22 protein-coding genes and 1 pseudogene are annotated in these 26517 nt (G+C 48.5%); 12 read left to right on the top strand and 11 right to left on the bottom strand.

Going from position 1 to position 26517, the window contains the following annotated elements:
* Positions 1 to 98 precede the first annotated feature (98 nt).
* The 4 genes from AWU77_RS17970 to AWU77_RS17955 all read left to right on the top strand — a co-directional run bounded on the left by AWU77_RS17970 (position 99) and on the right by AWU77_RS17955 (position 4276).
* Entirely contained in the window at positions 99 to 809 is a 711-nt protein-coding gene (locus AWU77_RS17970; protein ID WP_062066642.1) for a FadR/GntR family transcriptional regulator, read from the top strand.
* 84 nt (positions 810 to 893) lie between these two features.
* Positions 894 to 1679 (top strand): SDR family NAD(P)-dependent oxidoreductase, encoded by a 786-nt coding sequence (locus AWU77_RS17965; protein WP_062066639.1) that lies wholly within the window; start codon positions 894 to 896, stop codon positions 1677 to 1679.
* Between the two features lie 45 nt (positions 1680 to 1724).
* Positions 1725 to 3290, top strand: a complete 1566-nt coding sequence (locus tag AWU77_RS17960) for a sodium/sugar symporter (RefSeq protein ID WP_062066635.1) — start codon at positions 1725 to 1727, stop codon at positions 3288 to 3290.
* 104 nt (positions 3291 to 3394) lie between these two features.
* Complete coding sequence (locus AWU77_RS17955) at positions 3395 to 4276, top strand: SMP-30/gluconolactonase/LRE family protein (RefSeq protein ID WP_062066632.1); 882 nt, start codon at positions 3395 to 3397, stop codon at positions 4274 to 4276.
* Here the strand turns inward: AWU77_RS17955 and AWU77_RS17950 are convergent.
* Both AWU77_RS17950 and uxaC read right to left on the bottom strand, forming a co-directional pair.
* Positions 4273 to 5229, bottom strand: a complete 957-nt coding sequence (locus AWU77_RS17950; RefSeq protein WP_062066629.1) for an AEC family transporter — start codon at positions 5227 to 5229, stop codon at positions 4273 to 4275. The two genes, AWU77_RS17955 and AWU77_RS17950, sit on opposite strands and share 4 nt — an antisense overlap.
* A gap of 84 nt (positions 5230 to 5313) precedes the next feature.
* Entirely contained in the window at positions 5314 to 6729 is a 1416-nt protein-coding gene (uxaC, locus tag AWU77_RS17945) for a glucuronate isomerase (protein WP_062066626.1), read from the bottom strand.
* 486 nt (positions 6730 to 7215) lie between these two features.
* Here uxaC and AWU77_RS17940 point away from each other — a divergent pair, with 486 nt between their 5' ends.
* The 4 genes from AWU77_RS17940 (at position 7216) to AWU77_RS17925 (ending at position 12682) form a co-directional block, all read left to right on the top strand.
* Positions 7216 to 7566: a pentapeptide repeat-containing protein gene (locus AWU77_RS17940; RefSeq protein WP_062066623.1), complete on the top strand. Its 351-nt coding sequence runs from the start codon at positions 7216 to 7218 to the stop codon at positions 7564 to 7566.
* Between the two features lie 20 nt (positions 7567 to 7586).
* A complete protein-coding gene (locus AWU77_RS17935) occupies positions 7587 to 8912 on the top strand; it encodes a glycosyl hydrolase (RefSeq protein ID WP_062066620.1) in 1326 nt (441 codons plus the stop codon).
* Between the two features lie 220 nt (positions 8913 to 9132).
* Positions 9133 to 11376 carry a glycoside hydrolase family 3 C-terminal domain-containing protein gene (locus tag AWU77_RS17930; RefSeq protein WP_062066617.1) on the top strand — a complete coding sequence of 748 codons (2244 nt, stop codon included), beginning with the start codon at positions 9133 to 9135 and terminating at the stop codon, positions 11374 to 11376.
* A gap of 166 nt (positions 11377 to 11542) precedes the next feature.
* A complete protein-coding gene (locus AWU77_RS17925) occupies positions 11543 to 12682 on the top strand; it encodes a serine hydrolase (protein ID WP_062066613.1) in 1140 nt (379 codons plus the stop codon).
* A 6-nt stretch (positions 12683 to 12688) separates the two neighbouring features.
* Here AWU77_RS17925 and dinB read toward each other — a convergent pair whose 3' ends face one another.
* The gene (gene dinB, locus AWU77_RS17920) at positions 12689 to 13819 is read right to left on the bottom strand and encodes a DNA polymerase IV (RefSeq protein ID WP_062066944.1); all 1131 of its coding nucleotides are present in this window, start codon (positions 13817 to 13819) and stop codon (positions 12689 to 12691) included.
* 211 nt (positions 13820 to 14030) lie between these two features.
* Here dinB and AWU77_RS17915 point away from each other — a divergent pair, with 211 nt between their 5' ends.
* The gene (locus AWU77_RS17915; protein WP_062066610.1) at positions 14031 to 15584 is read left to right on the top strand and encodes an alpha-N-arabinofuranosidase; all 1554 of its coding nucleotides are present in this window, start codon (positions 14031 to 14033) and stop codon (positions 15582 to 15584) included.
* A gap of 102 nt (positions 15585 to 15686) precedes the next feature.
* Here the strand turns inward: AWU77_RS17915 and AWU77_RS17910 are convergent, their stop codons facing one another.
* From AWU77_RS17910 to AWU77_RS17880, 8 genes and pseudogenes are all read right to left on the bottom strand, one after another.
* Entirely contained in the window at positions 15687 to 16382 is a 696-nt protein-coding gene (locus AWU77_RS17910) for a mobilization protein (RefSeq protein WP_062066607.1), read from the bottom strand.
* A 138-nt stretch (positions 16383 to 16520) separates the two neighbouring features.
* On the bottom strand, positions 16521 to 18548 hold the full coding sequence (locus AWU77_RS17905; protein ID WP_193747558.1) for a TonB-dependent siderophore receptor: 2028 nt from the start codon (positions 18546 to 18548) through the stop codon (positions 16521 to 16523).
* Between the two features lie 213 nt (positions 18549 to 18761).
* Positions 18762 to 19673, bottom strand: coding sequence for a cysteine synthase A (gene cysK, locus AWU77_RS17900; RefSeq protein WP_062066601.1), 912 nt, complete (start codon positions 19671 to 19673; stop codon positions 18762 to 18764).
* A 132-nt stretch (positions 19674 to 19805) separates the two neighbouring features.
* Positions 19806 to 20810: a choice-of-anchor A family protein gene (locus tag AWU77_RS17895; protein ID WP_062066598.1), complete on the bottom strand. Its 1005-nt coding sequence runs from the start codon at positions 20808 to 20810 to the stop codon at positions 19806 to 19808.
* A gap of 192 nt (positions 20811 to 21002) precedes the next feature.
* Entirely contained in the window at positions 21003 to 22112 is a 1110-nt protein-coding gene (locus tag AWU77_RS17890) for an ABC transporter permease (protein WP_062066596.1), read from the bottom strand.
* A gap of 28 nt (positions 22113 to 22140) precedes the next feature.
* Positions 22141 to 22422, bottom strand: coding sequence for a DUF4162 domain-containing protein (locus AWU77_RS21045; RefSeq protein ID WP_375600843.1), 282 nt, complete (start codon positions 22420 to 22422; stop codon positions 22141 to 22143).
* Between the two features lie 144 nt (positions 22423 to 22566).
* Positions 22567 to 23058, bottom strand: a pseudogene (locus tag AWU77_RS21040) (ABC transporter ATP-binding protein); the annotation flags it as partial.
* A 49-nt stretch (positions 23059 to 23107) separates the two neighbouring features.
* Positions 23108 to 24067: an HlyD family secretion protein gene (locus tag AWU77_RS17880; protein WP_062066590.1), complete on the bottom strand. Its 960-nt coding sequence runs from the start codon at positions 24065 to 24067 to the stop codon at positions 23108 to 23110.
* 208 nt (positions 24068 to 24275) lie between these two features.
* Between AWU77_RS17880 and AWU77_RS17875 the strand changes: the two genes are divergently transcribed.
* The 3 genes from AWU77_RS17875 to AWU77_RS17865 are packed head-to-tail and all read left to right on the top strand — an operon-like array spanning position 24276 to position 26487.
* Positions 24276 to 24689 (top strand): DUF350 domain-containing protein, encoded by a 414-nt coding sequence (locus AWU77_RS17875; RefSeq protein WP_062066587.1) that lies wholly within the window; start codon positions 24276 to 24278, stop codon positions 24687 to 24689.
* Between the two features lie 22 nt (positions 24690 to 24711).
* Positions 24712 to 25296, top strand: a complete 585-nt coding sequence (locus AWU77_RS17870; protein ID WP_062066584.1) for a DUF1190 domain-containing protein — start codon at positions 24712 to 24714, stop codon at positions 25294 to 25296.
* Between the two features lie 3 nt (positions 25297 to 25299).
* Positions 25300 to 26487 (top strand): glutathionylspermidine synthase family protein, encoded by a 1188-nt coding sequence (locus AWU77_RS17865; RefSeq protein WP_062066583.1) that lies wholly within the window; start codon positions 25300 to 25302, stop codon positions 26485 to 26487.
* The last annotated feature ends 30 nt before the right edge of the window (positions 26488 to 26517 follow it).

Below are 26517 nucleotides of genomic sequence, written 5' to 3'. Positions count from 1 at the left end.
ATCCGTTATCCTCCCACGGCTTGAGCAGATGACAGCGACGACAAATTAAGTCTTGTCGGATACCTCATAAATATATAATATAAATAGGCTAAATAACTATGCTGGATACAGGGCGTAACCTTACTCACCAGTTAACCCATCAATTGGGTGCGGCAATTGTTCAGGGTCAATATGCGATTGATAAATCCTTCCCTACCGAGGCGGAGTTATCACAACAATTTAATATCAGCCGCAGCGTGACCCGCGAAGCGGTAAAGATGCTAACGGCAAAAGGGCTGATTGCCTCGCGCCCGCGGCAGGGTATCCGGGTGATGCCCAGTACCCATTGGAATATGTTTGACGCCGATGTGCTCAGTTGGACACTCAATGCCCGCCCTTCGTTGGAGCTGTTGCGTGAGTTCACTCAATTGCGTATGGCGATAGAGCCAGAAGCCGCGGTACTGGCGGCAGAAAACAATCAAGATAAAGCCAAAATCAAGCTGATTGGCGATGCCTTGGCGCGGATGAAACGCGCAGATGAAGGGTTGGATGATCCTCTCTCCGCTGACATAGAGTTTCACTGCGCGATCTTGGCGGCGAGCAACAACCGGTTCTTCTTTCAGCTGCGCGAGTTTATTCAGGTGGCGCTGCGCGTCAGTATCGCCAGCACCAATCAGCTAAAAGGCGTGCTCACTGCAGATTATGACGATCACAAGCGAATTTATGATGCGATCTGTGCGGGCGATCAAGAGGAAGCGAGTAAAGCAGTAAAAACATTGCTGCAAGAAGTGATGCAGTTGATCAATGTGTCTCTGGTTAAACCTAAATAGCAAGTGCAGGTCTCAAACTGCTGCCTATGCTTAAAGGTGCCTATGTGTATAACGAATGGCGTATAAACCCAGAGAGAACTCAACATGTATAGCTACTCAGCCCATTCCGGGTATACCCGCTACCCGAGCTTGCAGGATCGCAGTGTGTTTATCACCGGCGGCGCTACCGGTATAGGTGCTGCCTTGGTGGAGGCCTTTGCCGCACAGGGCGCCAAGGTAGCCTTTGTCGATATAGATGAGCCGGGCGCTCAGGCGTTATGCGAAGAGTTAATGGCAAAAGGTTATGTCCGGCCTTGGTTCAAAGTGTGTGATGTGAGCGATATAAGTGCATTGCAGCGCAGTATTGTGGAAGCGCAACAAGCCCAAGGCGATATTCAGGTGCTGATCAATAATGCCGCTAACGACCAGCGCTTTGATACCCAAAGCGTTACCGAGGCGGACTGGCACCGCGGTTTGGCGGTTAACTTACATCCGGTGTTTTTTGCTGCACAAGCCGTGCAGCCGATGATGGCCGCGCAAGGTGGTGGATCGATCATTAATATCAGTTCGATCAATGTGCAATTTGGTCCACCGCGGCTGGCTAGTTATATCACCGCCAAAGCCGGTATTTTGGGTATTTCCAAAGCGTTGGCGACGGATTATGGCCCGGATAATATTCGCGTGAACTCTATTCTTCCCGGTTGGGTGGCCACACCCAAACAATTGGAAAAATGGTTGAGTGAGGATGAAGAAAAAGAATTGATGAAGCGCGTATGCCTCAAAAAACGTTTGGGCGCACACGATGTCGCCAATCTGGCGTTATTTTTGGCCGCAGATGATTCAGCCATGATTACCTCCCAAGAATTCATTGTCGATGGTGGAAGAATTTAATAACAAAGTGCGTTCACCATACGCACTACTACATAGAGGTCAATCATGATTTTAAACGGACTCGATATGGGGGTATTGGTTGCATACACCCTGATTTTGCTATTTGTTGCTTACTGGGTGTCGCGCGACGAAAAAGGTCACGAAAAAAATGCCAACGATTATTTTCTCGCCAGTAAATCTCTACCTTGGTGGGCGATAGGCGCTTCATTAATTGCCGCCAATATTTCCGCTGAACAGATTATTGGTATGTCAGGCTCTGGTTATGTGATTGGCATGGGTATCGCCGCCTATGAGCTGATGGCTGCCATCACCTTGATTGTAATCGCCAAATATTTTCTGCCAATTTTTCTCGCCAAAGGCATCTACACCATGCCGCAATTTTTAGAGAATCGTTACGACGGGCGCGTGCGCACCATCATGGCGATTTTTTGGCTCGCACTTTACACCTTCGTAAACCTCACCTCGGTCTTGTATTTGGGTTCGTTGGCGATCTCCCAATTTTTGGGTATCGACATGTTGTACGGCATGATCTTTTTGGTGATGTTCTCTATGGCTTACTCGGTTTATGGCGGTTTGAAAGCTGTAGCTATGACCGACATCATTCAGGTTATTTTATTGGTCTTGGGTGGTCTGTTTGTGAGTTATCTCGCGCTCAACCAAATCTCTGGCGATACCGGGGTGATCTCTGGTTTTGCAACGCTTATGGAAAAAGCGCCAGAAAAATTCGATATGATTTTGGCGCAAGATAATCCTAACTACATTAGTCTGCCGGGCATATCCGTCTTGATTGGTGGTTTGTGGATTATGAATATCAGCTACTGGGGTTTTAACCAATATATTATTCAGCGCGCGCTCGCAGCAAAAAGTTTGCAAGAGGCGCAAAAAGGCATGGCGTTTGCGGCTTACGTAAAATTATTTGTTCCTATCATTGTAGTGCTGCCAGGTATTTGCGCGGTGGTACTGGTGCCAGACTTAAGCAAGCCAGACCAAGCCTATCCAGAAATGATGAAATTATTGCCGCACGGTTTGCTCGGCATTGCCTTTGCCGCCTTAGTTGCCGCAATTGCATCGTCACTCAGTTCTATGAGCAATAGCATTTCCACCATTTTTACGATGGATGTTTATAAAAAATTGATTAACCCAAATGCAACTGAGCACAAGTTAGTATTTGTTGGTCGCTCAACTGCCTTAATTGCGATGGTGATTGCAATATTATTGGCCAAACCTCTGGTCGGTCAGTCACAGCAAGCTTTCCAGTTTATTCAGGAATTCACCGGCTTCTTTACCCCCGGCATTGTGGTGATTTTCCTGTTTGGTTTCTTCTGGAAAAAAGCCTCGGCCAACTCCGCGTTGGCGGCTGCAATTGCATCAGTTTTGTTTTCGGCAATGTTCTACAAGTTTTTGCCTGAATTCCCCTTTATGGATCGCGTGGGCGTGGTGTTTATACTGTGCTGTGTCTTAGCCGCGGTAGTAACCTTGCTGGGCGGTGCGAAAGAGCAAGCCAACGCTATTCATTTGGATGATGTGAGCTTTAAAACTACCTCAGGGTTTAATATTGCATCAGTGGGTGTAATTCTGATCCTCGTCGCCATCTACGCCACCTGGTGGTAAGCTGCGCAGTCTCTGACGCTGATTTAAAAATGCTTCTGTTTAGAGGCATTTTTTTTCACTGTTACAATCCGTTTTATGTTGTTCAATAACAAAAAGTAAATCCCATGAATGCACTGACTCTTATCGATATAGTTCCCTGTGCCAATTTGCTCGGCGAAGGCGTGCAGTGGAATCATCAGGATGGCTGTTTTTGGTGGACCGATATTCATGCTGCAAAACTCTATCGTTATTGCATCAGCGATAAACAATTAAGTCACTGGGATTTGCCCGAGCGCCTCGGTTGTTTTGCCTTTGCAAAAAATGATGCGCGGATGCTCGCGGCATTTGAATCAGGTTTTGCCTGGTTTGATATCACCACCGGCGCAGTTGAGTGGATTGCAAAACCGGAAGTTGATGTAATTGGCAATCGCGCCAACGATGGCCGCTGTGATCGGCAGGGGCGTTTTTGGATGGGCACAGTTGTCGAGCAAAAAAACTCACCGGAGCAAAGCGCTGCGCTCTATTGTTTGGATCACAAGCTTACGCTGAGCAAACATTTTAGTGGCTTGATGATTTCCAATTCACTCTGCTGGAGCCCAGATTCGCGCAAGTTGTATCACGCTGATTCGCCAACCCACAGCATTCGCGTTTATGATTTTGACGCGCACACGGGCGAGTTATCCAATCCGGAAATTTTTGCGCACACAGAAATTGGCGTGGAGCCCGATGGTGCATGTGTCGATGCGCAAGGCTATGTGTGGAATGCCCAGTGGGGCGGTAGCCGAGTAGTGCGCTATGCGCCCGACGGCACTAAAGATTTGGTGTGGGATATGCCGGTATCGCAACCAACCTGCGTGGCATTTGGCGGCAATGATTTTAATTTATTGGCGGTCACTAGCGCGCGTGTGGGGTTGAGCCATGACGCGCTTGCCCAGCAACCAGACGCGGGCAATCTGTTTATTTTTAAAACCACTGCTACCGGTTTGCCAGAAGTTTGGTTTGGTTAAACCACCTTCAGTATTTGCAGCACCCATAAACCCAAGGTCACGGTGATAAGCGACCAAAGGGTGGTTTGAGCCACTATATTGGCCGCCAATTCACTATTGCCTTTCATGGCTTGCACCATCACAAAACTGATGGTTGCTGTGGGCGATGCAGCCAATAAAAATAACACGGCCAAGGCATCGCCATTGAGCCCCAAGCTAATCGCGATAGCACAGGCGATAATCGGCGAAAGAATTAATTTCCATAGGCATGCGCTTAAGGTCGTAGCGTCTATGCGTGCCAGTCGGGATAAGCTCAGCGAGCCACCGATACAAATCAGCGCCAGCGGCAGCACCATTTGGCTCAAATATTTTCCGCTATCCATAATCACATTGGGCAGTTGCAGGCCAATTCCATTTACCGCGAAGCCAGAAAATATAGCGAGAATTAAAGGGTTTTTCACAATGCCCAGCAGTGTCGGCACAAGTGAGTTATTGGCATGGTGCAAACTGCGATTCAACACGTAAACCGATAATACGTTGTACAACACTACCGTCATAGCAACGGGTAGCGAGGCCAGCGCCAAACCTTTTTCGCCGTAGGCATTGGCACAAAATGCCAACCCCAGAATAACCAAATTGCCACGAAAGGCGCCTTGCACCAATACGCCTTCATCGCGCGGATCTTTGCAGTGCCAATGCGCTGTCATCAAGCTGCCAATAAAAACCAAGCCAGTCATAAGGCCGAAGGCAATCAATAAATTCCAATCGCTGATATGGGAGGTGTCGGTAGTGGCGCTGGTGATAAATAACATCACTGGCAAACCAATGTTGTACACCAGTTGCGATGCGGTTTTAATAAAGTCGTCACTAATCATGTTGCGCTTTTTCAGCCAGATACCGAGAAAGAGCATCACAAAAATAGGTGCAGTGATATTAAAAGCAAACTGAAACGTAGCGAGAGCGTTTTGTAGCAAAGTGGGTGTCCAAAAAGAGGCGCGAAATATAAGGGGGCACAAAAAAGCCCGGCGAACCGGGCTTATTTTAACTTACTCGGGCTGTTATTCGGGTACTACAAACGGGAAATAGTTTTTCGCATTGTTGAAGCTAATATCCTGAATCATCTTGCCGACCATTTTAGGGTCGTTAGGAACTAAACCTTTGGCCATATCGCGCCCTAAAATTCCACACAATATACGGCGGAAATATTCATGGCGTGAATAGCTGAGGAAGCTGCGGCTGTCAGTGAGCATGCCTACAAAGCGGCTCAGCAAGCCCAGCTGGCTCAGTGCTTCAATCTGGCGAGTCATGCCTTCCATTTGATCGAGGAACCACCAGCCGCTGCCGAATTGGATTTTGCCTGCGGCTGAACCGTCCTGGAAGTTACCGATCATGGTGCCGATCATTTCGTTATCGCGCGGGTTCAAATTGTAAATAATGGTTTTGGCGAGTTTGTTCTGATCGTCCAAACGGCCTAAAAACTTGGCCAGCGGTTTGGCGTAGTTGTGGTCCCCAATCGAATCAAAACCTGTATCTGGCCCCAGAGTGCGGAACAGGCGTGGGTTATTGTTGCGAATCGCACCTATGTGGAATTGCTGCACCCAGCCTTTGGCGTGATCTTGCAGGGCAAACTCAACCATCATCGCCGATTGGAATTTTTCAATTTCCACTGCATCCAGATCTTTATGACCGCGAATTTTCAGGAAAATAGTTTTGATTTCTTCTTGCGTGTAATCGGCTGCATAGACAGTTTCCAAGCCGTGGTCCGACAAGCGGCAGCCATTTGCGTGGAAATAGTCGTGGCGAATATTCAGCGCTTTCATCAAATCATCAAAAGAATTGATATTCACATCGGCCGCAATTGCCAAACGATCGAGATACTTATTATAAGACTCAGTGTTTTCTACCATCATGGCGCGGTCGGGGCGCCAGGTGGGCAGCATCGCCGATTTAAAGGATTTATCTGCTGCAACGGTTTTATGGTGGGCGAGATCGTGAATTGGATCATCGGTGGTGCACACCATTTTCACATTGGCCTGGGTCATCAAACCGCGCGCGCTGAATTCGGGCGTTGCAAGCAGCTCGTTACATTCATCCCACGTGCGCTTGGCGTTGCTGCTGTCGAGCAGGCGGTCGGTGATACCAAATGGTTTGCGCAGTTCCAGATGCGTCCAGTGGTAGAGCGGGTTGCGCAAGGTGTTGGGCACAGTGGCGCACCACTGCTCGAATTTTTCCCAATCGCTCGCATCACCCGTACAGAAACGTTCATTTACGCCGTTGGAGCGCATCGCGCGCCATTTGTAGTGATCGCCGGCCAGCCAAACTTCAGTAAGGTTTTTGAATTGCTTATTCTGACCTACTTGTTCAGGGGGAAGGTGGCAGTGGTAATCAATGATGGGCATGTGCTTGGCATACTCATGAAAGAGTATTTTCGCCTGCTCAGTGTCGAGCAAAAAGTCGTCGTGGATAAAGCTCATTCTCACAATTCCTCAATAATGCCGAAGCGACAGCGAACCCGCGTGAGGCTGTGCGATGGCAAGATAATTTTTTACGCTCAACGCATGTCTTTAGCATAGCTCGCAATATGAGTAGCTAAACCTTCTGAAAGGGAGACTGGCTGAAGATTGTTATTCCAACAGGCACTATGCCGGTGGGAATAAGTTTGACCGAGGATTGCCTGCCCAAAGGCTAGATTGATAAACAACAATAACCAAGTGAATTGGGCGTGCCGCTATGTTGCAGCTTGTACGCAAGTGTAACCTGCGCGACTCAAAATACCAACCGGGCAAACAAAGCTTTTAACGCGCTAATTACACTTCTTAAACCCGAATGTAACCGTTTACAGTATAATGTTGGTGGCACTGAAATCGGTTAAGCAAAACCCCATTGCTGGGCTATAGTCAAAACACATATCCCTTAGTGAATGTTGTTGAAATCACCTAGCCAGCCAAATGGAGCCAGCCATGACTAAACCTATTGTGCATCACAATCCTTATTACGATTTATTGCGTGCTGAGCGCGTGGTTGAATTCAATCAGCGTAAAGCCGGCGGTGAGGTAAAAGTGGATGTTTTGCGTGGTGGCGATTTTCGCGGTTTGGATTTGCGTGAGTTGGATGCGAGTGGTTTGGATTTGCGTGATGCCTATTTTCGCGGTGCCGATTTGCGTGGTATTGATTTCCGCACTGCCCAGTTGGAAGGCGCGAGTTTTTGTCAGGCCCATATTTCCGGTTGCTTTTTCCCCCGCGAAATAACGGCTGATGAGCTGCGTCTCTCCTTCGATTTGGGAATTCGGGTGCGATACCAAAATAATTAGACGTCTTCCCGAGGGTCACTATGAGCATCAATTTCATCCCGGCATCAATTCCGGTACTTGCACGCAGTTCAATTTTGGCGGTGATTATCGTTGCAATAACCGTGGCAATGACTGGTTGTAATAAATCCAATGAGAGTGCATCAACGTCATCTTTCGCCGCCGTTTTGCCGGTTGCCAGTCACGCCAGCGTCGAACGCACTACGGCTGTTGTCGATATCAATATTGTCGATAAAAAGGCCACCGCTGAAACCCGTTCACTTTTCGCGTTTATGCAGCAAGAGCGCAAAGAGTCGATTATGTTTGGCCATCAGCATGAAACGACACAGGGTTTAACCATTACCAGCACCGATGGTACACAATCTGATACGTTTAATGCGGTAGGTGATTTTGCTGCGGTATATGGCTGGGACACCTTATCTATTGTTGCCCCCAAATTAGAGGGCGATGTAGTCGCACAAATTAAAAAAGCCTATGCGCGCGGTGGCATCATCACTGTGAGTTCGCATTTTGATAATCCCCTTACGGATAAACAAAAAGGTGTGTGGCCGGTTGGCACTTCGTGGGATACCACACCTGCCGTAGTAGCTGCCTTGCCCGGTGGTGAAGCTAATGCGGTCTACAATGCTTACCTGGATCAACTCGCAGATTGGGCGAATAATCTTAAAGATGACAAGGGCACATTAATCCCCGTTATTTTCCGTATTCTTCATGAAAATACCGGCAGCTGGTTTTGGTGGGGCGATAAACAATCCGCTCCAGAAGAGTACAAGCAGTTATACCAATACACTGTTGAATATTTGCGCGATACCAAAGGGGTGCACAATTTTTTATATGCCTATTCGCCCAATAATTTTTGGGAGGTAACAGAGGCAAATTATTTGGAGCGCTATCCTGGTGATGCCTATGTGGATGTGTTGGGTTTTGATACTTACGGCGAAGTAGAAAACAACGGAAACTGGTTTAAAAATGTGGTCGCCAATGCTGCGTTGGTTGCACGTATGGCGGATGAGCGCGGCAAAATTCCGGTGATTTCCGAGATTGGTATTCGCGCGCCGGATATTGAAGCAGGTAAATACGATAATCAGTGGTATCGCAAGCTGATTGCTGCGTTAAAAGCCGATGCCGATGCGCGCACCATCGCTTTTTTACTGACCTGGCGCAATGCACCAGAAGGCGTTCCCGGCCCCGAGGGTAAAAATGTCCCGCATTACTGGGTTCCTGCCAACCGTGAAGAAAATATCAGCAATGGCACATTGGATGATTTTCGCGCGTTTTATAGTGACGATTTCACCGCGTTTAATCGCGATATTTCTGGTGTATATAACATCGAAACCAGCATTAAATAAATAATGGTTTTTCAATAGTAAAAACGGCTTTGGCTCAAGGCCGTTTATTAATTTAACTAAGGTAAATATCCGTTAAGTTAGCGCCTTCTCCAATCCATCTGGTTAGTATTCTCGCCCGTTGCTGATGATCTTTTCTGCAGCAATACAAAATTGCCACTAGGCTATTTACATAACAATTAGAAACACTCTCTCCAAATAAACAACAGCAAGAGGCTCCACGATGATATTTTCCAAAAAACTCAGTGCTATAGCGGTTGCTTGCGCTTTATATGGCGCCCCGTTTAGCAATGCACAGGATGCCAATACAAAGGCTCAGCCATGGATGAATACCGGCCTAAGCGCGACAGAGCGCACGCAATTAGTATTAAAAGAAATGACGATGGATGAAAAATTATCTCTGTTGGTGGGGTACTTTGGCACCGACGCACCGTGGAAAAATTTCACTCGTCCAGTTGAGTCCCATCCGCAATCTGCCGGTTTTATCTATGGAGTTCCACGCTTGGGAATTCCACATATTTGGCAGGCGGACGCCGGAATTGGTGTTGCATCGCAAGGTGGCCCCAATGTGCGTGAGCGCACTGCATTGCCTTCGGGCATGACTACGGCCGCGACCTGGAATCCACAAGTGGGTTTTGAGGGCGGCGCAATGATTGGTTCAGAGGCGCGCACCTCCGGGTTTAATGTGTTGCTTGCAGGTGGCGTCAATCTTGTGCGCGAGCCGCGCAATGGCCGCAATTTTGAATACGGTGGCGAAGACCCGCTGCTTGCCGGTGTCATGGTGGGCGCACAAATTAAAGGTGTGCAATCAAATAACATTGTTTCTACATTAAAACATTTTGCTTACAACGATCAGGAATCTGGCCGCTTTCATTTGAACGTTACTATCGATGAAGCAGCTGGGCGTATGTCCGATTTGCTCGCGTTACAATTTGCCTACGAAATTGGCAACCCGGGTTCAGTGATGTGCTCATACAACCGTGTGTATGGTGTGTATGGCTGTGAGAGTGAATATTTATTAAATGAAGTATTGAAAAAAGATTGGGGTTTCAAAGGTTGGGTAATGTCGGATTGGGGTGCAACTCACAGTACAGTTCCCGCCGCCAATAATGGTTTGGATCAACAGTCGGGCTTGCCCTTTGATCATGCAGCTTATTTTAAAGAGCCGTTAAAAGAAGCGGTGACTAATGGGTGGGTGACTCAGGCGCGCCTGGATGATATGGCCGGGCGGGTATTGCACGCCCTGTTTGAACACGGCGTGATGGATAACCCGGTGCCGCAAGCAAGCAATAATATCGATTTCAAAAAACACGGTTTGATTTCGCAAAAAGATGCGGAAGAGGGCATGGTGTTGTTGCGCAATGAAAAAGTAAATGGCGCAACATTATTGCCGCTGGCTAAAGAGTTGAAAAAAATTGCCATCATCGGTTCACATGCAAATGTGGGTGTGCTGTCAGGCGGCGGCTCATCACAGGTTTATCCAGTGGGTGGAATGGCAATTAAAGGCCTCGGTCCAAAAGTATTCCCAGGCCCAATGGTCTATTACCCCTCATCACCCATGAAAGCCCTTGCAGCGCGCTATCCAAATGCACGTATTAGTTTTGACGAGGGTACCAACCCACAAGCAGCGGCAAAATTGGCTGCGGAAAGTGATGTGGTTATTGTGTTCGCTAATCAGTGGACGGCAGAATCAGTCGATGTACCTAACTTGTCATTGCCAGACAATCAAGATGCGCTTATCGCCAGCGTTGCCAAAGCCAATACAAAAACGGTAGTGGTGTTACAAACTGGCGGCGCGGTGCTAATGCCATGGTTGAAGGATGTCGGCGCTGTAGTGGAGGCATGGTACCCCGGCACCAATGGCGGTGAAGCGATTACGCGAGTATTGTCCGGCGAGGTCAATCCATCGGGCCATTTACCGATTACATTCCCTGCTGCAGAAAGCCAGTTGCCTCGCGCCATAGTAGACGGCAGTCTCGAAAAACCTGAAACGCGGTTTGAAGTAGATTATTTCGAAGGCGCCGCTGTGGGTTATAAGTGGTTCGAATTAAAAAATCATCAGCCGCTCTTTCCATTTGGCTTCGGTTTGTCGTACACCGATTTCGCCTACAGTGATTTAAAAACCGCAGTCAAAAATGGCCAATTAAGTGTGAGCTTCAGCGTTAAAAATACCGGCGCTGTTGCAGGTAAAGATGTAGCACAGGTTTACGTAGCGCCAAAAAGTGCGAAGTGGGAAGCGCCTAAACGTTTGGGTGCTTTTCATAAGGTGGATTTAAAACCGGGCGAATCGACTAGTGTGACCGTTAATATTGATCCACGTTTGTTGGCGATGTATCAGAGCAAAGACAAAACCTGGAAAATCGCCAAAGGTGAATACGAGGTTATCCTCGCAAAATCTACTGCTGAATCGCAAACCAGCGTAAAAGTGAAGTTGCCCGCCCGCACATTGGATGTGAATGGAAAATAGTTTTCCGGTGGTATTAGCAATAATCAAGTAAGGCGGCCATAAGCCGCCTTACTTTTTTATTTTCAAGCTCATATTATTGTATAGCGTTTGTTTACGTTATTTTTATTATGTTAACTAGTGGATGGTGATCAAATATGTGGGCTAATTACAACCATAGGATCGGGTTATGAAAATAAATACAGTAAAAAAATGTTCGCCGGTTATTGTTGCTTTAATCGCATCCCTTGCGGCATTTCTCGCGTCTTGTACTAGTCATAAAAATAATTCTGTGGCGAGTGAAAATATAAAGAATCAATACCATGCGGCGGAGGTGGAGAAATACCTGGGGACTTTATCAAGCAAGAAGATGCCTGGGTTTGCCTACTTGATTTCAAAGGATGGAAAAATAGTCGCGAAAGGTGGTGTTGGTCTCGCCAATATAGAAAGCAATACTCCCAATGATACGCAAACCGTTTTTAGGGCGGCCTCTATTACCAAACAATTTACTGCGGTATCTATATTGCTATTGGTTGAGCAGGGGAGGTTATCGCTAGATGATAAGTTAAATAATTATTTCCCGGCCTTGCCTAATGCCGAGAAAATTACCATAAGAAGTTTACTTGATCACACATCCGGAATGTGGGAGCAGGAAAAAGACGAAGATTTTCCTTTCCCTGTTGATCAAGAAGTTCCCGCCAATGCCCACCTTTCCTATATACAAAAAAATAAACCCTATTTTGAACCGGGTGAGAAATGGAATTATTGTAATAACGGCTATTTTGTATTGGGGCTTATTGTAGAAAAAATCGCTGGTATGCCGCTTGAGTCATACATGCAAAAACACCTATTTTCTCCCTTGGGAATGAAAAACTCTGGGCTCTATGGCAACAATGCTCAATATAAATATGGCGCTACTGGTTATGGCATAAGGGATGAAAAACCGTATCAAGAAATTGATACAAATATGTTTACCTACAAAGGTGCAGCTGCATTGTATTCAACGGTTGAGGATTTGTTGCTGTGGAGCGAGGCGTTACATAATGGAAAAATTATCAGTAGCGAGTCTTATCAGCAGCTCATCACACCACATAAATTTACCAATGGTTTTGTGCCTTTTGTTGGCTATGGTTTTGGTGTAGGTATAGAGGATGTCGGAGGGCGCCATACCATCGGGCACCCTGGCCGAATGTACGGCTTCCAGTTAGATATGTTGCGTATTCCTGAAGATAATATAAACGTTATATTTCTCGCTAATGTAAATAGCGGTCAACTGAAAGCAGAAGGCAGGGTTGCCGCAACAATAATCGAAACTTTGTATAGGAATTAATAAAACCTAAGAATCTGGAGCGAAATAAATAGGTGAGGCGGGTTGAAAACGAGATTGTGGAATAGGGTGTTGGTTTCCTCCGCCGAATAGCTCTAACTGAAAATAGCTATTCGTCTCCCGCAAATCAATAAACCTCACTCCTACACCGATCAATCGCACAGACAAGTTTTTTCGCTGGTAAGCTTCTGCACATAAACTTTGTAATTCTAATAACAACACCGCACTGGCGCTGCGCTCTATGGTAGTGATGCTGAAATCTGCAAATTTAAGTTTTACAAAAAGTTTTACTACTTTGTAATCATCATCCACGCGGCGCAAGCGTATCGCTAATTGTTGGCTTAGTGGCGGCAGCTCGTGCAGGCAGTTTTCCAGGCTGGGTAGATCTTGCGAGAAGGTGTTTTCCACGCTCAAGGATTTGCGGCGTCGGTCTACTGTGAGTTCCCGTTCATCAATGCCGCGGCTCAGCTTGAAAAGCCGTGAACCCATTTGGCCGTAGCGCTGCGATAATTCAAAGATCGAGAATTTTTGCAAATCACTACAGGTGAAAATATTCGCTTCTGCCAGTTTGTTCGCCATCGCCTTGCCGACGCCATAAATTTTTTTTACGGGCAATTGCGCAACAAATGCGGAAACCTGATTGGGCGGAATAACAAATTGCCCATTGGGTTTATGCCAGTCGCTAGCGATCTTAGCGAGGAACTTATTGGGTGCGATACCGGCAGACACAGTAATACCGATTTCATCTTTAATGCGTTGGCGGATTTCCTGTGCAATGAATGTTGCGCTACCGCGATGAATTTTTGCATCGCTCACATCTAAAAAAGCTTCATCCAATGGGAGCGGCTCGATCAGTTCGGTGTATTCGTAAAAAATAGCGCGCATCTTATCCGATGCTTCGCGATAGGCTTCCATGCGATGCGGCAATATCAGTAGATCCGGGCACAGACGTTTTGCTGTGCTGGAGGGCATAGCCGAGTGGACGCCGTAGCGTCGTGCCTCGTAATTGCACGTTGATATAACTCCGCGCCGATCGCTACTGCCGCCCACTGCAATCGGGCGATTGACGAGGCTGGGATCGTCGCGCATCTCAACTGCAGCGAAAAAACAATCTGCATCACAGTGGATAATTTTACGCATAGAGGTTGGTGATTGGTGGTTGATACTGTATTTAAACACAGTGTTGCGTAAAGCGCAGCAGTGTCCTGATTAATTCAATCACTGAGCTGACAGAGGTTGTCAGCTCGCTAGTTAAATAAGGTTAACTTGTATGACAATATGATCTAGCATGGGCTAGTATTAGATTTTCACCGATCAATCACTACTCCATAACAACAAATAGGAGACATCCATGCGAGTCATCAAGCCGCTTATTGCCGCCCTTGGCCTAAGCATTAGTTTCACGGCCTTGGCCGACACCCAGATCAGTGTTGATACCACCAAGCCTGGTCCCGTCATCAACAAAAATATCTATGGCCAATTTGCCGAGCATTTGGGGCGCGGTATTTACGAAGGTATTTGGGTTGGCCCCAAGTCCAAGATCCCCAATACCAAAGGTTGGCGCAATGATGTAGTCGGCGCGCTGAAAGAATTGCAAGTGCCGCTGGTGCGTTGGCCGGGTGGCTGTTTTGCCGATGAATATCATTGGCGTGAAGGCATTGGTCCGCGCGGTAAGCGCCCGGCGCGAGTGAATACCAATTGGGGTGGCGTGATCGAAGATAACGCAGTAGGAACCCACGAATTTTTTGATTTGGTGGAAATGCTTGGCGCTGAGGCCTATGTAAACGGCAATTTGGGCACCGGCACCCCGCAGGAGATGGCGGAGTGGTTGGAGTACATGACCTCGGATAGCAAATCGACCCTGGCTGAATTGCGCCGCAAAAATGGCCGCGATAAACCGTTCCGTGTGCATTATTTTGCGATTGGTAATGAAGCTTGGGGCTGCGGTGGCAACATGACTCCCGAGTTCTACACCCATCTCTACAAGCAGTACGCCAGTTTCCTTAAAACACCAAAAGACAATACCCCTGTTTTAATTGCCAGCGGCGGCCACACCGAGGACACCGAATGGGCGGATTATCTCACTGCCAACGTAAAGCCCAATTGGAGTTTGCGCATGGATGCGGTGAGCTTCCACTATTACACCTTGCCTAAAGGTGATTGGTCAGTAAAAGGCGCGGCGCTGAAATTCCCTGAGGCAGAGTGGATGTCTACTATGGTTAATACGTTGAAAATGGATCAATTCATTATCAACAATAAAAAAGTAATGGATAAAAATGATCCCGAGAAAAAAGTCGGCTTCTATGTTGATGAGTGGGGCACATGGTACGACGTAACTGGCGATGATGATCCGGGCTTCCTCTATCAGCAAAACAGTTTGCGCGATGCGGTTGTTGCTGCATTGAATTTGAATATTTTCCACAAACACGCCGACCGCGTGCACATGAGTATTATTGCGCAAATGGTTAACGTACTTCAGGCGATGATCTTGACGGAAAAAGACAAAATGGTTCTGACGCCGACTTATCACGTATTTAAAATGTATGTACCGTTCCAAGATGCCACATCGCTACCGCTGGAACTAAACAATGTTCCGCAATACACACTGGGCGATGCATCAATTCCTGCGATCAGTGCGACCGCTGCACGCGCCAAAGATGGAAAAATTTATCTGGCGCTGGTGAATGCAAACCCTCACAAAGCGGAAACGGTGGATATTAATTTAGCCGGGGTAAAAATTACGGGTGTTAGCGGGCAAGTATTAACGGCATCAGCGATGGACGCACACAATACCTTTGCTGCCCCCGAGACTATTAAGCCTGCTCCATACACTGCAAAAGCCATCAACGGTAAACTGGCTCTGGAAATTCCAGCTAAAGCGGTGGTGGTGGTTGCGGTAGAGTAGCTGTTGTTGGAGTACCACTTAATAAAAGGGCGCGATCAATCGCGCCCCTACAATGCCAACAATATATTTATTCCGTAGGGGCGCAATTGATTGCGCCCTTTTTTATGCTGGTTCTTGTTCCAACTTATCAAACTGCAAATAATTATTTTTCAGCCACACACGCACACGTGAACGCTCAATAATATTCATCACGTCGGTATTGTTGGCGGCGGCCCAAAAGCTGGTGTTGGCGAAGTCGATACGCGCAGCTAATTGTGGTTGCAGTTTTGCCAAAGTGATAAAAATAGCATCGCGCTCTTTGGCTTTTTGGTAGGTGGTTGATTGCTCAAAATGCTCAAAACATTCGCCGCGGCCTAAATTATTCACTACCACAAATGTAATAAAATCCTGCGGGTAGCGATTTAATAAACCGTTTAACAAGTTGACCGAATCTGCACCGTCATCCATTACATGCCATAAGTAAACCTGGCTGCCTAATTCTTGAAACAGCGCGAGGGCATCGCTTTCGTCGATCCATTTGCCGAGACGTGTTGAGGTTTGTGCGGCTAAATCAATAATTAAATCGCTCTCGGGATTTTCTTGCGTAAGAATAACTAATTGATCGAGGCTGTCGTAATCGTCAATGATTAACGGGTGGGCAAACTCACTGTAAAAGCGTGAAAAAGTACCGTGGGATTGGTCCGAGTCCAAGCCAATAAATGGCTTGCCTGCGTCGATTAAATACTGTGCTAACAAACGCGAGGTCATGGATTTGCCCACACCGCCTTTTTCGCCACCGATAAAATGGATATTGTTCATGGTTAATTCCTTAAAAATAGGGGGATGGCGGGACTCTAGCATATTTGCGATGACATTTCTGTGGCGCCCCAAAACAGCGCTTAAGCGTCCTTTTTGGGCTTTTTCTGGCGGAGGGAATTTTGTTTGGTGTTTGGCAAATCAATAATGCCACTGAATGCCCAGCGCCAATTCCCGCTCCCGGTTGGGTATGGGCAATGAGAAAGAAGAGCCTTGTGGCGGTGTATCAAACGCTGTACCGAACACATTTTTTGCGGTCAGATTGATTTCGTAATCTTTGCTGATGAGGTAGCGATATTTAATGTTCAGATTAGTATTGGGGTTAATGTCTGTATAGGTTCCGGTGGGAGTTAAAAATTGTTTGGAATCATGATAAATGCCGGAAAAATTAAGGTTCCAGTGTGGTGCGCTGTAATTTAAGGTAACCGATGCAACATTGCTTGCTTCGTGGTACTGACCTTTTAACAAGGAAAAAATATGGGTGAAGTTTGCATTTAATAACCAATTTTCCGAAAGGCCATATTTCAATTCCAACTCGGCGCCGTTGGTAGTTTCACTGGCAGTATTGAGATAGGTTCTAAGCTCATTTTGTGTCACTGTTTCAATCGGGTTTTTATAGCGATGCTGAAAAAAATCCACCGAGAAACTGCTGTTGTCGCCAGTAAGCAACCAAATAGCATCAATCGATTTAACTACCTCGTAATTCAATTCGGCATTGCCCAATAGAACAGGGTTGTTAATTAAACCCTGCTCACTGAGCGAGGGCGCTCTGTAGGCTTCACCATAAAGTAATTTGAATGTGTGGTTTGTATTGAATTGGTGAACTATGCCGAGCCGTGGGCTTATATGGCTGCCTACATTTTCATAATCATCAAACCTTAACCCCAGGGTTAAATTGGTGTTATGAATGTTGCGCAGGTATTGGGTGTAAATACCCAATGCCTCTTGTGACTGTTCGGTGCCCACGGGGGTGATCTGGGTAAAGTCACCATAGTAAGTGATTGGGAATTGCTGGTTGTAGAGTTGCAATAAATCAAAATTATTTTTTACATACGCATCTGTTTCATTATTTTTATGCCAGTCCAAACCAAACTGCACACTGTCTAATTCACTTAACCACAGGTCGTGATCCGTATTGATACGATAGGTAGACCCCGCAAATTTCACCTTAATGATAAAACTGTCATCGCTTGCAGGTGAGCTAATACTTTGAAATGCGCCCTCGGGTGCGATGGGAAACGATGTGTCCTGAGTGATATCCAGATAGCTGATAGATAGCGAGGACTTTAAATTCTCAGCCAACGAAAGCTGTTGCGTCACACTGATTTGGCGCAAGGTTTGAATATATTCGTTGACGTCATTATCGATAGTGCCGCCCACGTAAAAGTCTTCCGAGTCGGCAGTGTGAAACGCTACACGCACTTGGGTGTTGTGATAGCGCCAGGCACCGTCTATATCGTAAGTTTGTCGCGGATCTTGCGTTGCAACTTGGGTGGCTGTGAACGGATCTTCTACTGAATACTGCTGCCCGGAATCTTGATAAAACCGTGCCAGTAAATTTGCATCGCCCGATTCAAATGTAGTTGAAGCTGCTGCGGAAACCATGACTCTATTTTCTGAGCCCACTTGCAGAGCCACACTGTTTTCTTTACTGCGGGTGATGACATTAATAACGCCATTTAATGCGTTGGAACCGTAGAGTGCGGAACCTGGGCCGCGCAAAATTTCTACCCGCTCGATTTGGTCTACGGGAAACAGTGGTAGCGAGCCGTCTGCGCCACCGGTGCGCGGGTCGGAAAAGACGCGGCCATCCACTAACAGCAAGATTTCTCGCGCCTCGGAACTGATTCGGCGCCCACGTGAACTCATGGTATAACCCGAAGGGCTATCGGCATTGCGGTTGAATTGATAGCCGGGCACCAGATTGATTAATTCGTAGAGGTAATCAACGCCCAAATTATCTATTTCTTTGCGTTCAAATACGGTGACTGGTGAGGGAACGGTTTTGTAGGATTCGTTTTTTAATGTCGAGCCGGTGATCTGCACCTGTAATAACTCATCCAGACTCAGATCAAAATAATTGGCTGAAAATACGCTGGTGGAAAAACCTATTATCGGCACCATGCATAGGGTGGAGAAATATGGCTGTATGTTTTTGCAAACCCGCATTTTTTCACCTTTAAAAGCGATCATTCCATTGATGCAAAAAGAAAATCTTTGAATGCTGTAGCGACTGAATTTGGCACTTTTTACCTGATCTAGTCCATAACCATAGCGCAATAAACCATCTTTGTAGCAATTCTTATCGGGTGTTTGTGCGGGCAAGCCATACAGAGGGCAGCTTATCGCCTCTGTATGTACTTGGTATAGCTGCAGGGTTACTTAAAACAAATCTTCAATCGACAAGTAGCGCTCGCCGGTATCGTAACTAAAGATAATAACGCGGCTGCCGGAGGGCATATCAGCTTGTTTTTGTGCAACGGCGGCAAGCGTCGCACCAGACGAAATACCAACAAAAATACCTTCCTTGAGTGCGCATTGACGAGCCATTTCAAACGCGTCGGCTTCGCTCACCAGAATAGTGCCGTCGAGGGTTTCTTTGTTTAAGACTTGCGGAATAAAACCGGCGCCGATTCCTTGTAGGCGATGTAAACCTTTTTCGCCGCCGCTGATCACTGGCGATTTTTCTGGCTCTACGGCAAAGGTTTGAAAGTTGGGGTAGGCCTGCTTAAGAATTTCGCTGCAGCCGGTGATGTGCCCGCCGGTGCCTACGCCGGTAATCATATAGTCCAGTCCATCGGGAAAGTCGGCGAGAATTTCGCGCGCGGTAGTATTGCGATGCACTTCCACGTTAGCTGCATTGTTAAATTGTTGTGGCATCCAGCTGTTGGCGTTTTCCGCGAGCAGCTCATTGGCCTTGGCGATACAGCCGCCCATACCGAGCTCTTTTGGCGTGAGTACCAATTCTGCGCCCAGTGCTTTCATGTTTTTGCGGCGCTCGACCGACATGGATTCCGGCATGGTGAGAATCAGGCGATAGCCCTTTACGGCGCACACCAGCGCCAGGCCAATACCGGTATTACCTGAGGTGGGTTCGATAATCACGGTATCTGGATTGATCAGACCCTTGGCTTCGGCATCTTCAATCATCGCCAACGCAATGCGATCTTTGATGCTGCTGCCGGGGTTGAAGCGCTCGACTTTCATCCAGACTTCGATATCGCTGCGGAATAAATGGTTGATGCGAACGTGGGGGGTGTTGCCAATGGTTTGTAGAATATTATCGACTTTCATATGAATCCCTATTCGGTGTGGCCTGCGACTGCAAGCGTTGATAGACGATCCACAGTGTAGCGAATACTCATAATAAAAAAAGCCGCTACCAAGCAGTGTTGATAGCAGCTTTGAGATTGTTATGGAATCAGCTTATGCGCGTTTGCGGCGGATTAGCACCAACGCGAATAGTCCTGCCAAAAGCAAAAGTACGGCGGAGGGCTCGGGCACGCTGACTTGCGGTGGTGTAGCGGGTGGTGGGATATCGACCGGTGGAACAAAAAAGCCATCCCATAAATTTGCTTGGGCTCCCCAGCCACCGGTCCAGGATTTAGCGATTACCTGACCGCTTAAATCGCCTTGCAGAAAGGTGAAGTTCGCGTTGGGCGCGAGGATATTGCCTTTGATTCCGCCACTAAAGGTGATGTTCTCTGCTTCAAAAAAGTTATACAAAATATGGCTGGCCGACATATCCAGTGCGGCAAAAGATTCACGCCTGCCGTAATTGAGCGAGTCGAAATTAATATTTTTGCCACTGACGTTAATTACCAGCGTATCGTTTTTATCTAGCCCCGGTGCGGTCAGATCGGTTGCGTTAGCGAGCATTTGGCCGGTGATACTGGTGAAGTAAACATCGTTATTGGCGCTGCCATCCAGCATCAGCCAGTTATTGTATTTAAACTCCAGCCCACCGGTATTGCTTTGGCCTGCAAGCGCTTGCGAGAGTAGATTAAATTGGTCAAAGGCAGCATTGAAGTCAATCGGGGTAGCTTTGGTGGTGGTGCCCAGTACGGCATTTTTGCTAGACCCAGCGGTGAGCTGACCGCCCAGAACCAGATTGCCCTTGATATTTCCCCAAGCCCACTGAGTGGTGGTCAGGTTACCGCCCACGACAAGTACATCAGAATATTTGCCCGGCTCAGTCCAAAACTGCAAACCATCGCGCTTGGTGCCCGGCTCATAGTTCACACCTACATCGTATTGGCCGATATTGGCGTTGCCACCAATCGCGATTTTGCCTTGCGAGTCAGCCCCCGGCTGGCTGAAGTTCTCTTTAATAAAGAGGTTGTAGCCGGTGGCCGGGCCTAAATCGATGCTAATCGCGCCAGCTTGGGCGGAAACTATCAGCGCTAAAACGGCAGAAACGTGCTTGAGCATAAGTGCGAACCAGTTCACATAATTGATGTTGTGCAGTCTAGGTTGATTTATGTGCAATCACAAGGTGTCAGCTATAAAAGAGTTAATTTTTACTTTGAATTGCTATATCCAAAAAGTGAATTTGGTGCCAAAACTGATCTGTTTAGCTATATGCCTTATTAATTCAGGCGATATGTTGGTCCACGCGATCTGTCAGTCCAGCCGTTTTTTGAATCGACTTGCTGCAGCAATGACCCCAATTACGGTAAAGCCGATTAACCACCACAAATCTGGCTGTAAATCTTCCAGCGTTGCACCGCGCAGCACAATGGCGCGCACCATGCGGATAAAGTGCGTTGCCGGCAATGCCTCGGCAATCCACTGCGCTGCTTCGGGCATACCCTCGTAGGGGAACATAAAACCGGAGAGCAGGATGGAGGGAATTAGCAGAAACACGGTGAGCTGCATTGCCTGCAATTGGGTTTTGGCGATAGTGGATACCAACAAACCGAGGGTCAGACTGGCGCTGATAAAAGCAAATACACCGAGCACCAGCTGGTCGAGGCGGCCATTAATCGGCACAGCAAAAATCACATGGCCGAGGCCGAGAATAATCGTCATTTGAATCAGCCCGACAAATACATAGGGCACAATTTTGCCGATCATAATCTCGCTGGAGCGTACCGGCGTGGTGATGAGCAGTTCCAAATTGCCGCGCTCCCGTTCACGCACCAGCGCTGCCGAGGTGAACATCACCATAGTCATAGTGAGCACAATCGCCACCAGCCCCGGCACAATATTGATTGCCGAGCGCCGCTCGGGGTTAAAAAACAGCGCCACTTCAAAGGTGTTTTTGCGGCTGCTGGGCTGGGCTTCAAACCCGCTGGCGAAGGGCATTTGCTGGAGCGCGAGTAGCGCATTGCCGACCATGGTATCGGAGCCGTCAATTAGCCATTGGGCGATGGCACGCTGGTCTTGCAGGCGCTGGCCGAAATCTTCAGGGATGACTAAAACTGCATGCACATGGCCGCGCCGTATCGCCTCTTCGGCCAACGCCGGGGTTTGATAGGTTTGGGTGAAGCGCACCACTTGGGTGGCGCCAAGGTCGCTCACCAAGGCGCGCGCGGTTTGGGTATGGCTCAAGTCCACTAGCCCCACGGGTAAATCGCGCACATTGGTATTGATGGCAAAACCAAACAGCAATAGCTGGATCAGCGGCACCATCACCACCATGCCAAAGGTAGGGCGGTCGCGGATCAGTTGGCGCAGTTCTTTAAAGATAATCGCGCCGATGCGCTGCAAGCTTTGGCTTAGCGCATTCATTGCCACTTTCCTTCCATTAAAAGTGCATTCATTGACGAGCACCCCCGCTGCTGGCGTGGCTGCCGGTGCAGTGCACAAAAACATCTTCAAGGCTGGGGCGCACGGCGTGGATTTGACGGTCGTGCACCAGTTGCGGGTGCACCTCACGCAGCCAGCGCTCGGGGTCTTCGATTGATTCTTTAATCAGCACACGCAGATGGGTGCCCTGTTGTGCTGTGGAGACTACTTCCGGCAGCTCGCCCAATTGTTGTTTGAGCAGGCGCAAATTCTCGCCGTCGATTTCTACCACGCGAGCGCCCAGCTCGCGCATCAGTTGCGCGGGTGCGCCATCGGCGCGTTTCACTCCGCTCTCCATAATCGCCAAGCCATGGCAGCGCTCGGCTTCGTCCATATAGTGGGTGGAGACCAAAATGGTGGTGCCGCCATCGCACAGGTCGAACAGTTTTTCCCAAAAGTCGCGCCGGTTTTCCGGATCTACCGCTGAAGTTGGCTCATCCAGAATCAATAATTCCGGTTGATGCAAGGTCGCCGCCGCGAGTGCCAAACGCTGGCGCTGGCCGCCGCTGAGTGAACCGGCCAGGCGGGTTTTGCGCTCGTTGAGTTGATAGCGGCTGAGCTGGCTGTCGATCAGTTGTTTGACGCTGCGGCTGTCAAGGTTGTAGATCTGCGCCATAAAACGCAGGTTTTCCTGCACGGTTAAATCATCGTAGAGGGAAAACTTTTGTGTCATATAGCCGAGGCGACGGCGCAGCAGTTCTGCCTGCGCCGGAATCTCCATGCCCAAGACACGAATGTCGCCCGCGCTCGGGGTGAGCAGGCCGGTAATTAAACGCATGCTGGTGGATTTGCCACAGCCATTGGGGCCCAGAAAGCCGTAAATGGTTTTATAGGGGATGCATAAATCCAGCTGATCGACCGCGACAAAATCGCCAAAGCGGCGGCTCATACCACGGGTTTCTATCGCCCACTGATTTGCGGTATCACGCATTGCCGGATCAGTCATGGGGCAGCTCAACCTGTACGGGTAAACCGCTGGGTAAGTTAGCGGCTGAGTCGGGTAACTGCACCTCTGCCAAATACACCAAGCGGGCGCGATCGCTGGAGTTCAGCGCAAAGTAGGGCGTAAACGCAGCATCTTGGGAGATCCAGCGCAGCTTGCCGGTTTGCGGCTGCTCGAGACCATCCACATGCACAACCAATTCCTGCCCGGAACTGAGCGTCAGGCGATGAGTCTCCGGCACATAGATCCGCGCGTAGGGTGTTTTGTCGGCCAGTAGTGTGGCCACCGCTTCGCCGATGCTGGTGCGTTCGCCCAGGTGTTTGGGCAGATGATCCAGCCGCGCCGCGCCAGTGGCGCGAATACTCAGCTCGCCTAAATTGTACTGTTCCAATTCCAGTGCGGCTTGCGCCAGCGCCACTTGCGCTTCGGCCTGCTGTAAATCTTCCTCACGGGTGCCGTTGGTGAGCAGTAATAAATTGTCGCGGGATTTATCCAAACTGGCCTGCGCCGAATCCCGTTTGGCGCGGGCACTATCCAGCTCAGCGGCGCCGACGAGTTTTCTGCTCACCAGAGTTTCCGAACGGGCAAAGGTTTTTTGCGCTTCAACTAATTGCGCTTCCGCGCCTTTTACCTGCGCGCGGGCGGCGGCGATATCTTCCGGCCGTGCGCCGTTTTGCAATTTAGTGAGATTGGCCTGGGCGCTGGCGAGATTGGCAGCGGCCTTGGCGACTAACGCCTGTTGGCGGCGATCATCGAGCTGTAGCAATAAATCCCCCGCGTGCACCTCGCTGCCTTCGCTAATGGGTAGTTGGGTGATGATCTCGGCGGCAGTTGCTTTGAGCACAATGCGGTCGCGCTCCAGCGTGCCCAAGGCGAGATTGGTAGGTTTGTCGCTGCAGCCGCTAAGTTGTGCAGCCAGCACTAGCGCGAGGCCGCAACACAGAAATAATTTCATACAAGCCCCTGAGCTTTTAATATCAGCCAACAATTCCACTTGGCGAGTGTGCCAGAAATGGTTGTTAAAAAATTGTTAAAAATCGCTGGGTTTTTTGATCGAGGGCAACAGTAGGTCAACAAGATAGAGCCACTACCAGTTTTGTGTCAGAATCCGCCTCAGTTTTGAAACTTTGAACGCTCCACTTTACTCACTGAAGGACATCTCCATGCTTGCAACTACGCTGTCATCCTTAAACGGCATTCCACCTTTTCTCGCCTATTTTGCGGTGGCGATGGTATTAGTGCTGATTTTTGTACGTATTTACACCTGGGTCACGCCGCAAGATGAGTTGGCTTTAATTAAAGCTAACAATGCTGCCGCTGCACTTGCCTTTGGTGGCGCACTGATTGGTTTTGCTTTGCCGCTCTCCAGTGCGATTACTAACTCACTGTCACTGCTCGATTGCGCGGTTTGGGGCGCGGTGGCATTGATCGTACAAGTGCTGACTTTTGTGGTGTTGCGCATTGCGATCAGACAATTGCCCGAGCGTATTAATCAAGGTGAAATCGCCACCGGTACTTTTTCGGCAGCGGCTGCAATTGCCGTTGGTTTGATTAACGCCGCGTGCATGAGTTATTAATTTTTTTACAGGAAACAACACAATGAAACGCAGTAAAAAAACCGCTTTGGTATTAATGGTTCCTGTCGCCACCCTGTTGCTTGCCGGTTGCGGTGAAGAAAGCCAACAGGCGCTGGTATTTAGTGACCCGAGTGAATGCAGCGCTGCTGGTTTAAATGACACAGCGCAATGCAATGCGGAGTTTGCAGCGGCAAAAGCCTTGCACCCACAAGTTGCGCCAAAATATTTGGATAAAGCTGAATGCGAAGTCGATTTTGGCGCGGGCAATTGCGAAACCGCGCCGCAGCAAACCACCTCGGGCGGCAGTGTATTTATGCCGATGATGATGGGCTACATGATGGGGCAAATGATGAATCGCGGCGGCAGTAATTTCCAACAGCCCGCAGCAGCAGGTGCCGGTGCCGCAGGATCAAAAGTTCCAACCCAACCGTTGTACAAATCGCGCGACGATCGCGGCACCTTCCGCACTGCTACCAACAAACCCGTCGCCGGTGGTATTGGCCCCATCACCCTCAAGCCATCGCAAGTTAAACCGCAAGTGGGGCAAGTGGTAAGTCGCGGCGGTTTTGGCCAGCAAGCAGCTGCGCGCAATAGTTTTGGTGGTTAATGAATGAAACGTATCAGTGTTGCCGAGCGCGCTAATTGGCGCGCTTATGCCGAAGAAGTGGGCTTTCATTTTCACACCTTCGACGGCGAACCCTATTGGGATGAAACCGCTTACTATCAATTTAATTTGCATCAAATCGAAAATGATTTAGAAGCGCCCACCGAAGAATTACATCAAATGACCATGGACATGGTCGGCGATATCACCCGCAGTGAAGAGATGCTTACGCTGCTGAATATTCCGCGCGAATTCTGGAGTTATATTTGGAATTCCTGGAACAAAGGTGAACCGCATTTGTATGGCCGTATGGATTTAGTCTACAACGGCCTCGGCCCCGCCAAATTACTCGAATTAAATTACGACACACCCACCTCATTATTTGAAACCGGTTTTTTTCAATGGGTATGGCTGGAAGATCAAATTAAAAACGGCGTATTGCCTGAACATGCCGACCAATTTAATTCCCTGCACGACAAAATCGACGCCGCCTTTGCGCAACTCAATTTGCCGCAACCCTTTTATTTTTCCAGCGTGCGCGAAAGCATAGAAGACAAAGGCACCGTCGATTATTTAATGGATATAGCCGCGCAAGCCGGTGTAGATGTGCGTTATATCGCGCTGGAAGATATTGGTGTAATCACGGATGCGCAGGGCAGCGAACAGTTTGTGGATTTGGACGATCAAGCGATCAAGGGTTTATTCAAACTCTACCCTTGGGAACATATGGTGCAGGAAGAGTTTGCCAAAGCCATCACCGCCGCCAATACCCAAATGATCGAGCCCGCGTGGAAAATGTTGTTATCCAACAAAGGCATTTTGCCACTGCTCTGGCAGCGCTACCCCAATCACTCGAATTTACTGCCCGCGTTTTTTGAGACAGCATCAAGCGAACCGCTAGCGGCAGGCTGGGTGCGCAAACCGTTATTTTCACGCGAGGGAGCTAATGTCGATTTAGTGACTGCCAATGGTGAAAAAATTTCCGCAGCCGGCCCCTACAACGATGGCCGCTACATTCGCCAAGCGTTTCAGGCTTTACCAAAATTCCGCGACGAATATCGCAACGCTGACACCTACACCATGCTCGGCAGTTGGGTGGTCGGCGACAGCGCTGCGGGCATTTGCATCCGCGAAGATGAATCACTCATCACCAAAGATACCTCGCGTTTTTTACCGCATATTATTTTGGAGTGATGCGGTTTGAGCGCAACCAAAAAAGATGCA

It is taken from the genome of Cellvibrio sp. OA-2007, from assembly GCF_000953825.1.
Taxonomy (GTDB): Bacteria; Pseudomonadota; Gammaproteobacteria; order Pseudomonadales; family Cellvibrionaceae; genus Cellvibrio.
The sequence above is the reverse complement of the archived record's forward strand: the minus strand, read 5'-3'. Positions and strand labels throughout refer to the sequence as shown.